This window comes from Streptomyces sp. NPDC001714 (genome assembly GCF_042892755.1).
GTDB lineage: Bacteria > Actinomycetota > Actinomycetes > Streptomycetales > Streptomycetaceae > Streptomyces.
This window is the reverse complement of record NZ_JBIAUL010000016.1, coordinates 284,965-300,977: the sequence shown is the minus strand read 5'-3', so window position 1 is coordinate 300,977 and position 16,013 is coordinate 284,965. Positions and strand designations below refer to the sequence as shown.

The following is a 16,013-nucleotide window of genomic DNA, read 5'->3' as shown; positions in this document are numbered from 1 at the left end:
CGGCGCTGCCTGAGCCGGGCAGGTCGAGGCAGGGCGCCCGGAACTTGCCATCGCATGGTGCCGGGGGCACTGTGGATACTGCCTGCGACGAGAGATCAGAGACCACCATGCACACCTGGGGCAGGCGCAGTACCAGCCGATTCACCGGTGCCCGCTTTGACGCGTCCGCCGCGGTGGGCGTGCTGGACCGGGACGGCTGCGTCACCCACTGGAGCAGTGGTGCGCAGGAACTGCTCGGATACGCGCCCGCCGACATCATCGGCAAGCCGGTGGACGACCTGCTGACGGCCGAGGGAACGCCGCGGCACCGCGACGGCCTCCCGCTGCACGCGCAGCTCAACCTGTGTCCGCTGCAGGACACCGATCGGGACTGCGGCTTCCTGCTCCTGCTGACGGCCGTGCCCGAGGCCGCGACGGGCCCACCCCGGGATGCCCTGCTCCCGCAGTGGACCTTCGAACAGCAGCCGCTCGCCGTGGCCATCTGCGACCTGGACGCGTGCCTGTTGCGCGGGAACCGGCCGATGCTCGGCGTGGGGGGCTTCTCCGAGGAGGAGGCCCGCGGCCGGCGCCTGACCGAGATCCTCCAGGGCAACGCGATCGAGGAGGTGGAGCGGCGGGTCCTCCGCGTGGCCCGGACCGGCAGAGCGGAAGCGGCGGAGCCCATCGTCAGGCTTCCCGGGGAAGCCAAGGCGCACGCCTGGGCCATGGACGTCTTCCCGCTCAGGGACGCGGACGGCTCGGTGTGCGCGGTGGGCGTCGCGGCGTCCGACTACTCCCAGCAGTACGACTCCAGGGAGCGCATCGCCCTGATCAGCGAGGCCAGGACCCGCGTGGGAACGAGCCTGGACATCGTGGGAACCGCACGGGAATTCACGGAACTCGCCGTCCCCCGCTTCGCCGACTTCGTCAGCGTGGACCTCCTGGAGCCCGTCTTCCGGGGCGAACTGCCCGCGCCCCTCCTCTCCCGGGGCGCCACCGCCCTGCGCATGGCGGCCTACCGGTGGGCCGCCGGGCACGGACTCGACGCGGCGACCGGCGCCGCGGAGGTGCACACCCACCCACGGTCGTCGCCGGTCGCGCGGTGTCTGGCCGAGGGCCGGGCCGTTCGCCGGAGTACCAGCGATTCCGAGATCATCGGCTGGCTGGCCGAGGATCCCGTCCAGGCGTCGCTCGCGGAGACGTTCGGCCCCCACTCGCTCATCGCCGTGCCGATCCGCGCTCAGGGCGTTTCCCTCGGGGCGGTCCTGTTCGTCAGACACACGGCCTCGCACGAGGAAGCCTTCGGGCCGGACTGTACGGCGATCAGCGAGGACCTCGTCGACCGGCTCGCGATCTGTCTGGACAACGCTCGCCGGTTCACCCGGGAGCGCGGCATCGCGCTTGCACTGCAGCGCGCCCTGCTTCCCCGGGAGTCGGCCGTGCACCCCGCGGTGGAGACGGCCGCCCGTTACCTGCCCGCGGGCGGCGGCGCCCAGGTGGGCGGTGACTGGTTCGACGTGGTTCCGCTGCCCGGGGCACGAGTCGGCCTGGTGGTCGGCGACGTCGTCGGCCACGGCATCAACGCCTCGGCGACCATGGGCCGCCTGCGGACCGCTGTGCGCACCCTCGCCGACATCGACCTGCCGCCCGAGGAACTCCTCACCCACCTCGACGACATCATCACCCACACCGCGGGTGAGCAGGGTGGCGAGCCCACCGACGAGATCCCCGGCGACATCGGCGCCACCTGTCTGTACGCCGTCTACGACCCGGTCTCCGGCACCTGCTCGCTGGCCCGCGCCGGCCACCCCGCCCCCGTGCTGATCCACCCGGACGGCACCAGCAGTGTCATCGACATGCCCTGCGGCCCTCCGCTCGGACTCGGCAGTCTGCCGTTCGAGGCGGCGGACGTCATCGTGCCCGCAGGGAGCCTGCTGGCACTGTTCACCGACGGTCTCCTCACCGCCGGGAACCGCGATCTCGACGAAGGGTTCGCCGACCTGTGCGGCGCCCTCGCCGCCCCGGCCACCACGCTCGACGCTCTGTGCGACACCGTCCTGGACACCCTGTGCTGCGAACCGCACGCCGACGACGTCACCCTGCTCCTGGCCCGCCCCCGCGTGTTCGACGAGGACCGCCTCGCCAGCTGGGACCTGCCCGGCAATCCCGCGGTCGTCGCCGACGCCCGTCGCCTCGTGGCGGAGCAGCTCGCCCTGTGGGGAATGGCGGAGACGGCGTTCGTCACGCAACTGGTGGTGAGCGAGCTGGTCACCAACGCGATGCGGCACGCGGGAGGGCCGATCCGGCTGCGGCTCATCAAGGGCGAGACGCTGATCTGCGAGGTCAGCGACGGAAGCAGTGTCAGTCCTCATCTGCGCCGGGCCCGGGTGTTCGACGAAGGCGGCCGCGGCCTGTTCATGGTCGCCCAGTTCACGCAGCGCTGGGGCACCCGCTACACCCGCACCGGCAAGACCATCTGGGGCGAGCAGGCGGTGCCCATGCCGTAGGTGCGTACGGTGATCCGGCCCGGGAGGGCGTTTCACGAGCCATTACTGCCGCAGACGTCTGCGCTGCTGCTCGCAAACCCGTCCATAATGGAAAAGCAGCAGCCTGGAGCACTCGTGATGCCGGATTCCACGCGGGCAGGGGAGCGGACGGCTGCGGACCGACAGGCCGCGGCATGGTGGAACGCGCTGCCCGTCGCCCTGATCGTCTCCGACGGCACCGGACGGATCAGGCAGTGGGCGAAGGCCGCCGCCGAGCTGCTCGGCTACGCCACCGACGAGGTCGTCGGCCGCGACCTCACCGAACTCGTCCTCCCCGACCACCGCCGGGAGGCCCGCGCCGTGCGCGACGCGGTCGCCGCCGGGCGCAGCGTGACCGGGCAGTTCCCGATGCGGCACAGGAACGGCTCCTCCGTCGTGACGGAAGTGTGGGGGTGCCCCATGGCCGCCCAGGGCGGGGCGGGGTGGGACGTACTGCTCCTGGCCGCCGACGCCCGTGCGGCGCGTCAGGCCCGCGAAGTCGGCGGCCTGCTGGACGCGCTGTTCGCCCGCTCGCCGGTGGGGCTGGCGATCTTCGACACCGAGCTGCGGTTCCAGCAGGTCAATCGCGCCCTGGAGGCGATGAACGGGCTACCCGCCGCGGCGCTCATCGGGCACCGGCCGTCGGAGGTGCTGCCCGGGGTCGACAGCGAGCAGATGGAAGCGGCGATGCGAAGGGTGCTGGTCACCGGTGACCCCGTGGTGGACTTCCGCCGCATCGGCCGTACGCCCGCCAGCCCCGACCACGAGCGCGTGTGGTCCTGCTCCTACTTCCGCCTGGAGGACGCGGAAGGCGAACCGCTGGGGATCAACGCCTCGGTCATCGACGTCACCACCCAGGAGAAGAGCGAGCGGGAGGCCGCCGCGGCGCTGCTCAACGAGGCCACGCTGCGGATCGGCACCACCCTCGACGCGGCCCGGACGGGCCAGGAGCTGGCCGACGTCGCGGTGCCCCGCCTCGCCGACGTCGCCACCGTCGACGCCCTGGCCGACCTCACGGAAGCCGCCGAGCCGATGACCAGCCTGTGGGGCGGCGCCACCCTGCGCCGCCTCGGCAAGGCACCCGTCCGAGGCCATGCGGCCGCCGATCTCCTCACCCCCGTCGGCCGCACCTTGCACTTCCCCGCGAACGCGCCCTACGCGCAGGCTGTCGTCGACCGCCGGCCCTTCCTCCTGCGCCGCATCGACGCCCGTGCCGTTGCCCAGGCCGCGCGCTACTCCGCGATTCCCGAACGGCTCCGGTCCCTCGGTGTGACGTCGATGATGATGGTGCCGCTCACGGCCCGTGGCCTGGTCCTCGGCGTCGCCACCTTCCTGCGGGACGGCGACCGGCCCGCCTTCGACGCCGCCGACCTCGCGCTCGCCGGCGATCTGGCCGCGCACGCCGCCGTCTGCATCGACAACGCCCGGCTGTATCACCGTGAGCACGACGTCGCGCTCACCCTGAAGCGCAGCATGCTTCCCAGCCTCCCGAAACCTCCGGCAGGCATCGAGATCGCCCACTGCTACCGGCCGGCCTCCGACGTCCACGAGGTCGGAGGGGACTGGTTCGACGTCGCCACCCTCGCCCCCGGCAAGGGCGCCCTGGTCATCGGCGACGTGATGGGCCACGGCATCCAAGCTGCCGCGATCATGGGGCAGATGCGCACCACCGTGCGGGCCTTCACCCACCTCGACCTGCCCCCGGACCAGCTCCTGCACCACCTCGACGACGCGCTCCAGGAACTCGACAGCCCCCTCCTGGCCACCTGCCTGTACGGGATCTGCGACTGCACGGCGTGGCGCTGCCGACTCGGCCGCGCCGGCCACCCCCCGCCCGTCCTCGTGGCGCCCGACGGCAGTGCCCGCCTGCTCGACCTGCCCGCCGGCGCTCCCCTGGGCATCGGCGGCATCCGCTTCACCACCACCGAGGTGGTCCTGGACCCGGGCAGCGTCATCGTCTTCTACACCGACGGACTCATCGAAGCCCGCGGGACCGATCTGGACGAGCGTCTGGACGAACTCGTCCGCCTTCTCACCGGCGAGCACGACGACCTCGACCGGTTGTGCGGCACCCTCATGGACCGCTTCGCCCCCAGCCCCGCGGAGGACGACATCACCATCCTCGCCGCCCGCATCGGCGTCCCCACGGCCTGACCTGGCCGTACGTGACATGCCGCCCCAGCACGTCCTGGCGGACGGGAGCCTCGCGTCGGCGAGCCCCGATCGGAGGGCCACTCCCGAGGCGGCATCGAGCGATGAGTTCCGGGACGAAGAGAGGTCATCACGGGCGGACGTGCTCGTGAGGCGCCGGCAGAGGAGCCGGCCGGCCCTCGGATCGTGGGCACGTACGAACTCGGCCAAGCCTGCTGACGGGTGAGGAGGATCCAGCGTGAGCGACATGGTGGTCCAGAAGGTCGTCCGGCCCGAGCGGGCGGTGTCGGGCCCGTGGCTGGAGGTGATCGCCTCGAATCTCGATTACCACCGAGCGACCTTCCTGTGGAAGTGCGAGGGCCTCTCGGACGCACAACTGCGGCTACGTCCTGTGCGGTCGTCGGCGTTGACCCTGCTGGGGCTCATGCGCCATCTGCAGGGGGTCGAGCGCGCCTGGTTCCAGCGGACGCTGGCCGGCACGACGCCTCGCTTCTTCCCCTACCGGACCTACGTCACCGCTGACGGCGGCGAGTGGTACGACGAGTCGGACGCCACGTCGGCCAGGGACGTCTACGACGACTACCTCAAGGCGTGCGAGGAGTCACGGCAGGTGTTCGCGGAGGTGACCGCCGACCTCGCGCGCATCGTGCCGAACCCGGAATTCGGTGACACCGACGTACGGTTCGTCCTCGAGCACGTGATCGAGGAGTACGCCCGCCACGTCGGCCACGCGGATCTCCTCCGCGAGGCCGTCGACGGCGCCACCGGCGAGTAGCCGCCCGTGCCCACAGGCCGGCCGCCCGGCTACGGAGTCAGTCCTGCCTTCGCACAAGCGGCCCGCAGCCGCGGTGTGCAGATCTGAGCGACGGTGTACACACCGTCCTTGACGAGGGTCTGCTTGATGTTGGCGGTTGTCACGGCGACCGGGGTGAGGAGCACGGAGGGGATGCGGCGGGTGGTGGGGCTGTCGGTCGTCGTCGTGGCGATGGTGTCCAGCTTCTCGCCGCGGCCCAGGGCGAGGGCCATGGCAACGGCTGCTTCGGCCTCCGCGCGGAAGGACTTGTACACCGTCATGGACTGCTCGCCGTTCACGATGCGCTGCACCGCTTCGAGGTCGGCGTCCTGGCCGGTGACCGGTGGGAGGCGCCTGACATGGGCGTTCTTGAGGGCGGAGATGACGCCTGCGGCAATGGCGTCGTTGGCGGCCAGGACGCCGTCGATCCGCCCCGGGCCCAGGGCCGAGACGGCGGCGGACATGTTGGCATGCGCGCTGTCCGTGCTCCAGCCCGGGGTGTCGTAGGAACGGCCGATCCGCACCTTGCCCCGCAGGACGGACAGCGCACCCCTCTTGTACGACGCGGCGTTGGAGCTGGTCGGGTCGCCGTTCATCATGACGATGGTGGTCCCGTCCTCGGCCGGGGCGTGCATGGCCGCGAGGAGAGACCGGCCCTGCAGCGTGCCGACCTTGACGCCGTCGAAGCTGACGTAGCCCGAGACCGGTCCGTCGGCGAGCCTGTCGTAGGCGACGACGGGGACGCCCGCGTTGTGCGCCTCCTGGACGGTGGAGCGCAGCGCCCGGTTGTCGGAAGCGCTGAGGATGAGGACCCTGACGCCCTTGGTGATCATGGCGATCATCTGCTGCCGCTGGGCCGTCGCGTCGTCGTCGGCATTGGCGTAGGTGACGTTGCAGTGCGGGCAGAGCTGTTTCACCCGTTGCTCGATCAGCGGCTTGTCGGAGTTCTCCCAGCGTGGCACCACCCGGCTCGGCAGCAGCAGGCCGACGGTGAAGCTGTCCGTGGTGGTCGTTCCGTCTCCTGTACAGGCGGCCGAAGACATGGTCAGCAGGCCCGCGACAAGCGCGCCCACGACATACCGCGTACGAGACGATGTGCATGGCCTACGACACGTCATGATCGGTCCCCGTCCTCGGCGTCCGGTTCTGCGCCCACAGAAGCCGGTTCACGACCCGGTACGGCTATCTCGCTGCACACCTGCTTGCCGCCGGCCACCGGCACCGTGCCGAAGGACTCCGACACCGCCTCGACCAGGAGCAGCCCCCGGCCGCCGGTCGACTCCCAGTCCACGATCACGGGCTTGGCGGGCGCCCGCGGAGAGGAGTCGCTCACGCAGACACGCACCCGGTCCCCGCGGAGCACCAGCTCGAGACGGACCGGGCCCTGGGTGTGCACCAGCGCGTTGGTGACGAGTTCGGACACCACCAGCAGCACCGCATCGGTGGCTTCTTCGACCTTCCAGCGGCGCAGCGTGCGTGCGGTGAAGCGGCGGGCGTGCATGACGGCGTCGGGCAGCCGCCACACCACCCAGCCCGACCGGATCGGCCGGATCTTCATGCCGTCGTAGCGCAGCAACAACAGCGCCACGTCGTCCTCGCGACGGCCGTCGTCGCCCAGCAGGTCGTCGGCCACCCGCCCGGGATCCGACGGGTCGGCCGTGGCGAGAGTGGCGCATGCGCGGCGCATGCCCTCGTCCAGAGACAGATCGGCGGCCTCGACCAGCCCGTCGGTGACCAGGGCGAGCATCATGCCGGGCGCCAGTGCCACCGCGGTCATCGGGAAGTCCGTCTCCATGGAGATGCCCAGCGGAAGGCCGCCCTCGACCTCGACCTCCTCGGCGCGGCCGTCGGGATGGCGCAGCAGCGGTGCGACGTGCCCGGCCCGGACGAACAGGACGTCGCCCTCGTCCATGTCCAGTTCGGCGTAGCAGCAGGTGGCGAACAGATCCGTCTCCATGCCGACGAGGAGGCGGTTGGCGTGCGAGACGACCACGTCGGGCGGATGGCCCTCCACCGCGTACGCCCTGACCGCCGTACGCATCTGTCCCATGATCGTCGCGGCTGCGGCGCTGTGGCCCTGCACGTCGCCGATGACCAGCGCCACCCGGTCCTCGGAGAGGGCGATCACGTCGTACCAGTCGCCGCCCACCTGCAGTCCACGCCGGGCGGGCAGGTAGCGGGCGACGGCGATCCCGCCGGGAAGCTCGGGCAGACGTCGCGGCAACAGGCTGCGCTGCAGCATCGTCGCGAGTTCCTGTTCGGCGTCGTGGGCGTGGGCGCGGCTGAGGGCCTGACCGGCCAGTGAGGCGGTGGCGGTCAGCAGCGAACGTTCCCTGGGGGTGAACTCGTGCGGCCGGTCCCAGCCGATCAGGCACACACCGGCGACCCGGCCCTTGGCGGGCAGCGGCAGCACGGCAAGGCCTCCGGGGCCGATGCCGTCGAGTCCCGCTTCGAAGGCGGTGCCCGCCGGCCACAGGTCCGCACGGCCGTCCCGCAGAGTCCGCTGCAGGGTGGGCAGGGCGCTGAGGGGTGCGTCGGGCCACTCCGAACGCCACTGGAGACGCCATGTCTGCGGCCAGGCAGCGCGCTGCGGAGGGTCGAGAAGGGTGACCTGGAGCCGTTCGTGCTGCAACTCGGCGAGCGCCACCCGGTCGGCGCCCAGGGATTCGTGCACGGCGGTGGCCACCACCTGGCTGACGTCGCGCACGGTGGTGGCCTCGTCGAGCGTCGCGGTCAGCCACTGGATCCGGGAGACGTCGTCGGCGCCCCGGTGCAGGACCGACGTCGCCGTCACCACACCCAGCACCTGCGCCGCCCCGTCGTCGGCACCCGCCGCCACGCGGCAGCTCAGGTTCAGCCAGCGCATCTCACCGGTGGGGCGTCGGACGCGGAAGTCCAGTCCCCGTCGGCCGGACGTGCCGGTGGCCGGCTCCAGCACCGACATCAGCGCGGGCAGGTCCTCCGGCAGCGCGTGTGCGAGCAGGGAGTCCGCCTTGCCGTCGAAGTCGTCCGGCTCGATGCCGACCAGTTCGCGCAGCGTCCCGTCCGCGTCGATCACGCCGGTTTCCGGCACCAGGACGAAGGAGCCGACGCGCATGCGGCGCAGCGCGGAACTCAAGCGTGCCGGCGCCGGCTCTCCTGCGGCCCCGGTCTCGCCCGCCAGCACGTCGGCGACCGTGTCCGCATAGCGCTCCAGGAAGCGCTGCTGCTCGGCTTCGAAGCCGTTCTCGCCGGTGCCCACGACGACGAGGCAGCCGAGCCGTCTGCCCCCGGCGCCCAGGGGCAACGCACCGAGCGATGTCCGGGCTCGCGGCGGCGCCGGACATCCCTCGGGGCAGGAGGCGAGTGCCGCGGAGGTCAGCCACACGGGGTGGCAGGCGCGGAAGGCGCGGGCCGCAGGCGAGCCGCCGGACAGGGCCAGGCGCTCCGGCAGCCCGTACTCGGCAGGGGCGCAGCCGGCCGTGTCCACCGACCGAAGGTCGTCAGAACCCGCGTCGGGCACATAGAGCACTGCCAACGCCGCTCCGGCGAACGTCAGGGCGCGGACGCTCGCGGGGGTCTCCGGCCCCGGTGGTGCGCCGATCTCCGGGACGTCGGCCCCGGCCGCCTCCGGCTGCGAGAGTCCGGCCCCGGCACTACCGTCGTGAGGCATGTCCGCATCTACCTCCCGTCCGTCCCGGGGTGCCGACACGGCTACCGCTGGTGACTCCCCCTACCAGAGTCGCATAGGGGGATGAACCGGACAGGCTGACGTCCTGTCGGCCACGCGGCGCCGGGTTCGCGGTTCACCATGGCCGGTGCCACACTGGCGAGGTGGTCGTTGTGCGACTTTCGCCTGCTCCGGGCGTGTGTCGGCCGGAATCTCGCCCCGCCCCGGCCGGCCGCGCCACTGCGCCGCGGTTGCGGCCGCGGCGCTCCAGGGAGGAGGGAGGTCTCGCGCATGAGAGCCTGCGTTCGGGACACCGCCCTTGCCTTGGCGGCGGTCTCGACGGCCGTGTCCCTCACCGCCTGCGGAGCGGACTCGGGGAGCACCTCCGGCGCAGGGGGCGCGCGGAAGATCAGCGTGCTGCTGCCGGACTCCACCACAGCCCGCTGGGAGACGCACGACAGGCCCCTGCTGGAGCGGCGGATCCGGCAGCTGTGCGGCGGCTGCTCGACCCAGCACGCCAACGCCAAAGGTGACGTGGCCATCCAGCAGGAACAGATGGACTCGTCGATCGCCGACGGGGTCGATGCCATCGTGCTGACGGCCGTCGACGCCAGAGCCATGGGCCCCTCGGTCGGAAAGGCGGCTGCCGCGCACATCCCGGTCATCGCCTACGACCGCCTGGTCGAGGGCCCGATCTCGGGCTACGTCTCCTTCGACGGCGAGGCGGTCGGCAGGCTCCAGGGCAGGGCGCTGCTGACGGCCATGGGCGCCAAGGCGCACGGCGGCCGGATCGTGATGATGAACGGCGACCCCGGCGACCCCAACGCGCTGTCGTTCAAGCAGGGCGCACTGTCCGAACTCCGGGGGAAGGTGACGATCGCCAAGGAGTACGACACACCCCAGTGGGCCACGGAGGCGGCGAACCGGAACATGTCCGCAGCCCTCTCCGCCCTGGGCGCCGACAGCATCGACGGCGTCTACGCCGCCAACGACGGCCTCGCCGCCGGCAGTATCGCCGCCCTCAAGGCCGACAAGGTCACCCCGCTGCCCCCTGTCACCGGGCAGGACGCCGAGCTCGCGGCCGTACGGCGCATTGTCGCCGGGGATCAGTACATGACCGTCTACAAGCCGTTCGGACCCGAGGCCGCCGCCGGCGGCGCCATGGCCGTGGCCGCCGCCCGTGGCCAGCGCCTCGACGGGGTGGCCACCAGGCGGGTGAAAACCCGCAGCGGCGCGGAGGTTCCGGCCGTGCTGCTCACTCCGGTGCCCGTGATCCTTGCCACCATCAAGAACACCTTGGTGAGGGACGGCGTGTACACGCTCGAACAAATCTGCCCCCCGCCGCTCGCGGGCGCCTGCCACAAGGCCGGGCTGACCTGACAGGCGGGAGCGGCCGACCTCAGGCCCGGGAAGGAGATGATTCTCTTGCCGCCCCCCCTGCTCGCCCTGCGCGGCGTGTGCAAGCGCTTCGGCGTCGTCGAGGTCCTCCGGGACATCGAGCTGGAGATCTACGCCGGCGAGGTGCTCGCCCTGCTCGGCGACAACGGAGCCGGCAAGTCGACCCTGGTCAAGGTGATCTCCGGGGTCGCTCCCGCGGACCAGGGGAGCATCGAGTGGGAGGGCCGGCCCGTGCACATCCGGCGCCCCCAGGAAGCCCGGGACCTCGGCATCGCCACCGTCTACCAGGACCTGGCGCTGTGCGGAAACCTCGACGTCGTCGGCAACCTCTTCCTCGGGCGGGAGCTCCGCAGGTTCGGCTTCCTCGACGAGGTGGAGATGGAGCTCCGCACCACGCAACTGCTGGAGCGACTGACCCGGAACGTCCCGGATCTGCGCGGTCCCCTGGTGTCGCTGTCCAGCGGTCAGCGGCAGACCGTCGCCATCGCCCGCTCGCTTCTCGGCGACCCGCGCCTCCTTCTTCTGGACGAACCGACCGCGGCGCTGGGGTTCGAGCAGACCACCGAGGTCCTCGACCTCGTCGACCGTCTCCGCGACCACGGCCTGGGGATCCTGCTCATCAGCCACAACATGGGCGATGTGAAGGCCCTCGCCGACCGGGCCGCCGTGCTGCGGCTCGGCTGCAACAACGGCTTCTTCGACGTGAGCACCACCTCCCAGGAGCAGATCATCTCCTCCATCACGGGCGCCACGGAGAACGTGCCCCGCCGGCCGGCCCACCACGAGGCCGAGAGTGGGGAAAGGGATACGTGAGAGCGGGGAAAGGGATGCGTGACATGCCGGACGAGACGCGGACCGATCCCGCGGCGGCCACCGCGAAAGCCCGTCGGCGCCGTGCCGGGCGGACCGTCACCCGTGCCGTGGCGGGCTGGATCGCCGTCCGGCGGCGCGGTCTGCGCGCCGGTGAGCTCGGCTACTTTCCCGTCACCCTCGTCCTCGCCGCGGTCTGGATCATCTTCCAGTGCCTGAACTCCGCCTTCCTCTCACCTCGTAACCTGTCCAACCTCAGCGTGGACATCGTGGGCACGGGCCTCATCGCGGTCGGCATCGTCTTCGTGCTGCTGCTCGGTGAACTCGACCTGTCGGTCGGCTCGATCAGCGGGCTGGCCGCCGCGGTCTTCGCGGTGCTCAACGTCAACCACGGCGTGCCGGAATGGCTCGCCCTGATCGCCGCCGTGCTGACGGGCACCGTGGCGGGAACCGTCCAGGGGTACTCCATCGCGAGGACCCGGGTACCGGCCTTCGTGGTCACCCTCGCCGGGCTGCTGACCTGGAACGGGCTCATGCTCGCCATCCTCGGCACCAGCGGCACCGTCAACCTCGACGAGAACGGGCTCATCGCCCACCTCACCAGCTACTACTTCACCAACGCCGGCGTCGCCTACGCGGTGGCGGCACTCGCCACGGCCCTGGTCTTCCTCGCCTCCTACCTGAACAGGCGCCGCCGCAGGGCCGTCGGCATGCCGCACCGCCCGCTGCACACCATCGGGGTGCGCACAGGAGTGGTGGCGGTGATCGCGTTCGGCTCCGCCTATCTGCTGAACCAGTTCCAGGGCCTGCCGCTGGCTCTGCTCATCTTCCTCGCCACGGTGGCGGGCCTGGACATCGTGCTCCGGCGCACGTCCTACGGACGGCAGGTCTACGCGCTGGGGAGCAGTGTCGAGGCGGCCCGTCGCGCCAGCCTCAGCGTGACCGGCGTACAGACGGCCGTGCTCGCGGTCTCCGGCACCCTGGCGGCGGCCGGCGGCCTGTTCCTGGCCTCGCGCATCACCTCGGTGAGCCAGAACTCGGGCTCCGGCGTCCTGCTGCTCAACGCCATCGCCGCCGCCGTCATCGGCGGCACCAGCCTGTTCGGAGGACGCGGTACGACCTGGTGCGCGGTGCTCGGCATACTCGTCATCCAGTCGATCGCCTCGGGCATGGCCCTCACCGACACGCCCATCGCCGCCCAGCTGGTGATCACGGGCGGGGTGCTCTTCGCCGCGGTGGTCATCGACTCCCTGTCCCGGCACACGCAACAGGCGCACGGGCGCGCCTGACGCCTCCACGGGGGCGGGGGCGGGGGCGGGGGCGGGGGCCGGGGCCGCGGGCGGCGCTGGGCCGGGGCTGGACAGGACGGGATTCCTGTCCAGGTATATTGGCTAATGAGACAGTTTGGTGTCGGCCGAGTGGCATGTCTCCGTCGTTCAGATGAGCCCGGGGGAGACGGCAGGCGCTTCGGGACCATCGCGAGGAAGTACCGATGAGGCCCAGACCCGTCCTCTGCTCCGCTGCTTCCGTCCTCTCCGCACTCGTGCTGCTCAGTGCCTGCAGTGGCGGCTCCGACAGCCCGGCCACGTCGAGCGGCGGCAAGCCCCTGGTCGGCGTCGACTACCCGCGCTCCGACACCGACTTCTGGAACGCGTACATCAAGTACACCCCCGAGTACGCCAAGCAACTCGGCCTCTCGCTCAGGACCACCAACTCGCAGGACGACGTCGCCAAGCTCGCCGCCAACGCGCAGACACTCATACTCCAGGGCGCCGAGGGCATCGCGATGGCCCCGCAGAGCACCTTCGCCATCGCGCCGATCCTGGCCCAGCTGCAGGCGGCGAAGATCCCGGTCGTCACCATCGACACCCGCCCCGACACCGGCAAGGTCTACATGGTGGTCCGCGCCGACAACCGCGCCTACGGCGAGAAGGCATGCAAGTACCTGGGCACCAAGCTGGACGGCAAGGGCAAGGTCGTGATGCTCCAGGGCGACCTCTCGTCGATCAACAGCCGCGATCGCACCGACGGGTTCAACGCGTGCATGAAGGCGAACTACCCGGACATCAGGGTGTTCGGAGAGGTCACCAACTGGGACGAGGACGTCGCCGCGCAGAAGCTCCAGACCGACCTGACCGCGCACCCGGACATCAAGGGCATCTACATGCAGGCCAGCTTCGCCCTTTCCAGCACGCTCCACGTGCTCAGGCAGCAGGGGCTGCTGGTCGGCCCGAGGGACCCGAAGCACGTGTTCGTCGTCTCCAACGACGGCATCCCCAGGGAGCTCAAGTACATCTCCGAGGGCACCATCGACGCCACCGTGTCCCAGCCGGTCGACCTTTACGCCAAGTACGCCCTGGCCTACCTGAAGGACGCGATCGACGGGAAGACGTTCGGGCCCGGCAGGACCGACCACGAGAGCACCATCGTGCGGGTCCGCGGCGGACTTCTGGAGGACCAGCTCTCCGCCCCGCTCGTCACCGCCGACGGCGGCACGTACGGCGGCGTCCCCAGCGTCCGGAGCACCGACACGTCTCTGTGGGGCAACAGTTCTGTGGGGCAACAGTTTCGACCGACGGTGAGGACCGCCCGTGACACCCAGCCACGGCATCCCGCAGAGCGGTGACCTCGAAGCGCCCCATGGCCGCCTGGCCGACCGGCGCGATCGTCGGCCTCGGCATGATCGTCGGCTTTCCTCCGTCGCGCACCGTCGGCCTGCCGGACGGCTGCTACGAACCCGGCTGGGAACCGCCCTACCGGCCCCTTGTCCTTGATCGTCGAGGGGCTGTTCGTCAGGACCGTGCCGGACCTCCCTCTTCAGCCTCCGTCCGGCCTCGATACCGCGAGGACGGCGTGTGCAGCACGAAACGCGCCAAGGGCAATCCAAATGGACTTCTCTCACGTATGGGAAATAGGGCGCATCCAGGGAGTACGCACCTGGTCGGCTGGTTCCCGTACAGCGGGAGCTTGGATGCGGGACGTGCTCCGCGGCTGTCGCCATCCTTCTCGCGCAGCCGAGAGCCGCGCGAGACGACGGAAGGAAGGGGGCGTATCCAGCATGCGAGCACAGCGCGCGAGGCGTTTCGGCGCGGCGTTCGCTGCCGGCGCTCTGCTGGCTGGCGGCGCAGCGGTCGGCGCGGCCGGGACGGCCGCCGCCGCGGCCCCTGTCGTGCACACCCAGGTGCCTGCCGACTGGTGCTTCGGCCACGGCGACTGGCGCTGCTCCGACCACGGTGGATTCCGCTTCGACCACGGCGGATTCCGCTTCGGCCACCCCGGATTCTGCTTCAACAATCCGGGGTTCTGCTTCAACCACCGATTCGACAACGGAAGCTTCGTGATCATCCTGGTCCGGTAGCGGTCACGCAGGCACCCGAGGGCGCGCCCGTCACGGGCGCGCCCCGAGTCGCTCCACGCCCTCCTCTGATCCTCTGCGACACCGCGGCCGGGATCAGGTCAGGCGGTGGCCACCGCGCACCGGCCTCGATCGGCCTTCGCCGGTCCGGCGGCGCTGGGACGGACCTCGAAGTCGAACATGGCGGTAGGCACGTACAGCGAGCAGCAGGCGTTGGGGATGTCGACGATGCCGCTGATACGTCCCTCTATGGGGGAGGAGCCGAGCAGCAGGTAGGCCTGCTCTCCGCTGTAGCCGAACTTCTTGAAGTACTCGACGGCGTTGAGGCAGGCCCGGCGGTAGGCCAGCGTCGCGTCCAGGTAGTAGTTCGTGTCCGTGTCGTGGTCGACGGAGACCCCGATGAAGGTGAGGAACTCCGTGTACCTCGGCTCGACGTTGCCCGGAATGAACACGGGGTTGGTGGAGATGCCGTACGTCTCCATGCCGCCCTTGATCAGGTCGACGTGGAGGTCGACGAAGCCGCCCATCTCGATGGCGCCGCAGAAGGTGATCTCTCCGTCGCCCTGGCTGAAGTGCAGGTCTCCTCCGGAGAGCTTGGCGTCCTTGACGTGCACGGGGAAGAAGACCCGCGAACCACGCGTGAAGTTCTTGATGTCCTGGTTGCCTCCGTTCTCGCGGGCCGGCACCGTGCGCGCGCCTTCCGCGGTGATGCGCTGGGCGAGGTCTCCGGTGGCCGTGCCCGCCAGTGCGTTGGTGCTGTCCGGAGGGACGGCGAGGGGCGGGACCCGGTTGGGGTCGGTCTCGATCAGTGCCTGCTCGCGGGCGTTCCAACGGGCGAGCATCTCGGTGGACGGGGCGGTTCCGAACAGCCCGGGGTGGGTGATCCCGGTGAAGCGGATACCCGGAAGGTGGCGGGAGGTGGCCTGCTGCCCGTGGAAGTCCCAGATCGCCTTGTAGGCGTCCGGGAAGTAGTCGGTCAGGAAGCCTCCGCCGTTGGCCTTGGCGAAGATGCCGGTGTAGCCCCAGCCCTGTCCCGCCGCGTCCCCGGTCTGCTGCGGCACGGGGCCGAGGTCGAGGAGGTCGACGACGAGCAGGTCGCCGGGTTCGGCGCCCTCCACGCCTATCGGGCCGCTGAGCATGTGAGGGATGGTCAGGTCGATGTCGCGTACGTCGTTGGCGGTGTCGTTGTTGCCGACCTGGCAGTCGGTCCAGTCGCGGCACTCCATGCGGAACTCCGCTCCCGGCTTCACCATGGCGACGGTGGGGATGTCCGGGTGCCACCTGTTGTGGCCGGGCACGGCCTGGTCACGCATCGACTTGCTGTGGTCCACGCTGAAGAGAATTTCAGGCATG

At 70.9% G+C, this 16,013-nt stretch carries 11 protein-coding genes; 8 read left to right on the top strand and 3 right to left on the bottom strand.

The window, feature by feature from the left end; all coding sequences use genetic code 11:
• Positions 1 to 107 precede the first annotated feature (107 nt).
• The 3 genes from ACFY0P_RS36365 (at position 108) to ACFY0P_RS36355 (ending at position 5,430) form a co-directional block, all read left to right on the top strand.
• Positions 108 to 2,486 (top strand): SpoIIE family protein phosphatase, encoded by a 2,379-nt coding sequence (locus ACFY0P_RS36365; RefSeq protein WP_388923118.1) that lies wholly within the window; start codon positions 108 to 110, stop codon positions 2,484 to 2,486.
• A 117-nt stretch (positions 2,487 to 2,603) separates the two neighbouring features.
• Entirely contained in the window at positions 2,604 to 4,658 is a 2,055-nt protein-coding gene (locus ACFY0P_RS36360) for a SpoIIE family protein phosphatase (RefSeq protein WP_388923115.1), read from the top strand.
• A 235-nt stretch (positions 4,659 to 4,893) separates the two neighbouring features.
• Positions 4,894 to 5,430, top strand: a complete 537-nt coding sequence (locus ACFY0P_RS36355) for a DinB family protein (RefSeq protein ID WP_388923112.1) — start codon at positions 4,894 to 4,896, stop codon at positions 5,428 to 5,430.
• Between the two features lie 29 nt (positions 5,431 to 5,459).
• On the opposite strand, the gene ACFY0P_RS36350 is transcribed toward ACFY0P_RS36355, so the two are convergent.
• A complete protein-coding gene (locus tag ACFY0P_RS36350; RefSeq protein WP_388923109.1) occupies positions 5,460 to 6,566 on the bottom strand; it encodes a sugar ABC transporter substrate-binding protein in 1,107 nt (368 codons plus the stop codon).
• The gene (locus ACFY0P_RS36345; protein WP_388923106.1) at positions 6,563 to 9,100 is read right to left on the bottom strand and encodes a SpoIIE family protein phosphatase; all 2,538 of its coding nucleotides are present in this window, start codon (positions 9,098 to 9,100) and stop codon (positions 6,563 to 6,565) included. The genes ACFY0P_RS36350 and ACFY0P_RS36345 overlap by 4 nt, the downstream gene beginning before the upstream one ends.
• A 288-nt stretch (positions 9,101 to 9,388) precedes the next feature.
• On the opposite strand from ACFY0P_RS36345, the gene ACFY0P_RS36340 reads away from it, so the two are divergent.
• The 5 genes from ACFY0P_RS36340 to ACFY0P_RS36320 all read left to right on the top strand — a co-directional run bounded on the left by ACFY0P_RS36340 (position 9,389) and on the right by ACFY0P_RS36320 (position 14,663).
• The gene (locus tag ACFY0P_RS36340; protein WP_388923104.1) at positions 9,389 to 10,477 is read left to right on the top strand and encodes a substrate-binding domain-containing protein; all 1,089 of its coding nucleotides are present in this window, start codon (positions 9,389 to 9,391) and stop codon (positions 10,475 to 10,477) included.
• A 36-nt stretch (positions 10,478 to 10,513) separates the two neighbouring features.
• The gene (locus tag ACFY0P_RS36335) at positions 10,514 to 11,308 is read left to right on the top strand and encodes an ATP-binding cassette domain-containing protein (protein ID WP_388923101.1); all 795 of its coding nucleotides are present in this window, start codon (positions 10,514 to 10,516) and stop codon (positions 11,306 to 11,308) included.
• A gap of 14 nt (positions 11,309 to 11,322) precedes the next feature.
• Positions 11,323 to 12,594, top strand: a complete 1,272-nt coding sequence (locus ACFY0P_RS36330) for a sugar ABC transporter permease (protein ID WP_388923099.1) — start codon at positions 11,323 to 11,325, stop codon at positions 12,592 to 12,594.
• Positions 12,595 to 12,797: 203 nt separating this feature from the next.
• On the top strand, positions 12,798 to 13,931 hold the full coding sequence (locus ACFY0P_RS36325; RefSeq protein WP_388923096.1) for a sugar ABC transporter substrate-binding protein: 1,134 nt from the start codon (positions 12,798 to 12,800) through the stop codon (positions 13,929 to 13,931).
• A 432-nt stretch (positions 13,932 to 14,363) separates the two neighbouring features.
• Positions 14,364 to 14,663 (top strand): hypothetical protein, encoded by a 300-nt coding sequence (locus ACFY0P_RS36320; RefSeq protein ID WP_388923093.1) that lies wholly within the window; start codon positions 14,364 to 14,366, stop codon positions 14,661 to 14,663.
• A 98-nt stretch (positions 14,664 to 14,761) separates the two neighbouring features.
• Here ACFY0P_RS36320 and fmdA read toward each other — a convergent pair whose 3' ends face one another.
• A complete protein-coding gene (gene fmdA / locus ACFY0P_RS36315; protein WP_388923090.1) occupies positions 14,762 to 16,012 on the bottom strand; it encodes a formamidase in 1,251 nt (416 codons plus the stop codon).
• Between the last annotated feature and the right edge of the window lies 1 nt (position 16,013).

Coding starts and splice junctions, on each gene's coding strand:
- ACFY0P_RS36365 (WP_388923118.1), top strand. CDS start 108: ATGCACACCTGGGGCAGGCGCAGTACCAGCCGATTCACCGGTGCCCGC.
- ACFY0P_RS36360 (WP_388923115.1), top strand. CDS start 2,604: ATGCCGGATTCCACGCGGGCAGGGGAGCGGACGGCTGCGGACCGACAG.
- ACFY0P_RS36350 (WP_388923109.1), bottom strand. CDS start 6,566: ATGACGTGTCGTAGGCCATGCACATCGTCTCGTACGCGGTATGTCGTG.
- ACFY0P_RS36345 (WP_388923106.1), bottom strand. CDS start 9,100: ATGCCTCACGACGGTAGTGCCGGGGCCGGACTCTCGCAGCCGGAGGCG.
- ACFY0P_RS36340 (WP_388923104.1), top strand. CDS start 9,389: ATGAGAGCCTGCGTTCGGGACACCGCCCTTGCCTTGGCGGCGGTCTCG.
- ACFY0P_RS36335 (WP_388923101.1), top strand. CDS start 10,514: ATGATTCTCTTGCCGCCCCCCCTGCTCGCCCTGCGCGGCGTGTGCAAG.
- ACFY0P_RS36330 (WP_388923099.1), top strand. CDS start 11,323: ATGCGTGACATGCCGGACGAGACGCGGACCGATCCCGCGGCGGCCACC.
- ACFY0P_RS36325 (WP_388923096.1), top strand. CDS start 12,798: ATGAGGCCCAGACCCGTCCTCTGCTCCGCTGCTTCCGTCCTCTCCGCA.
- ACFY0P_RS36320 (WP_388923093.1), top strand. CDS start 14,364: ATGCGAGCACAGCGCGCGAGGCGTTTCGGCGCGGCGTTCGCTGCCGGC.
- fmdA (WP_388923090.1), bottom strand. CDS start 16,012: ATGCCTGAAATTCTCTTCAGCGTGGACCACAGCAAGTCGATGCGTGAC.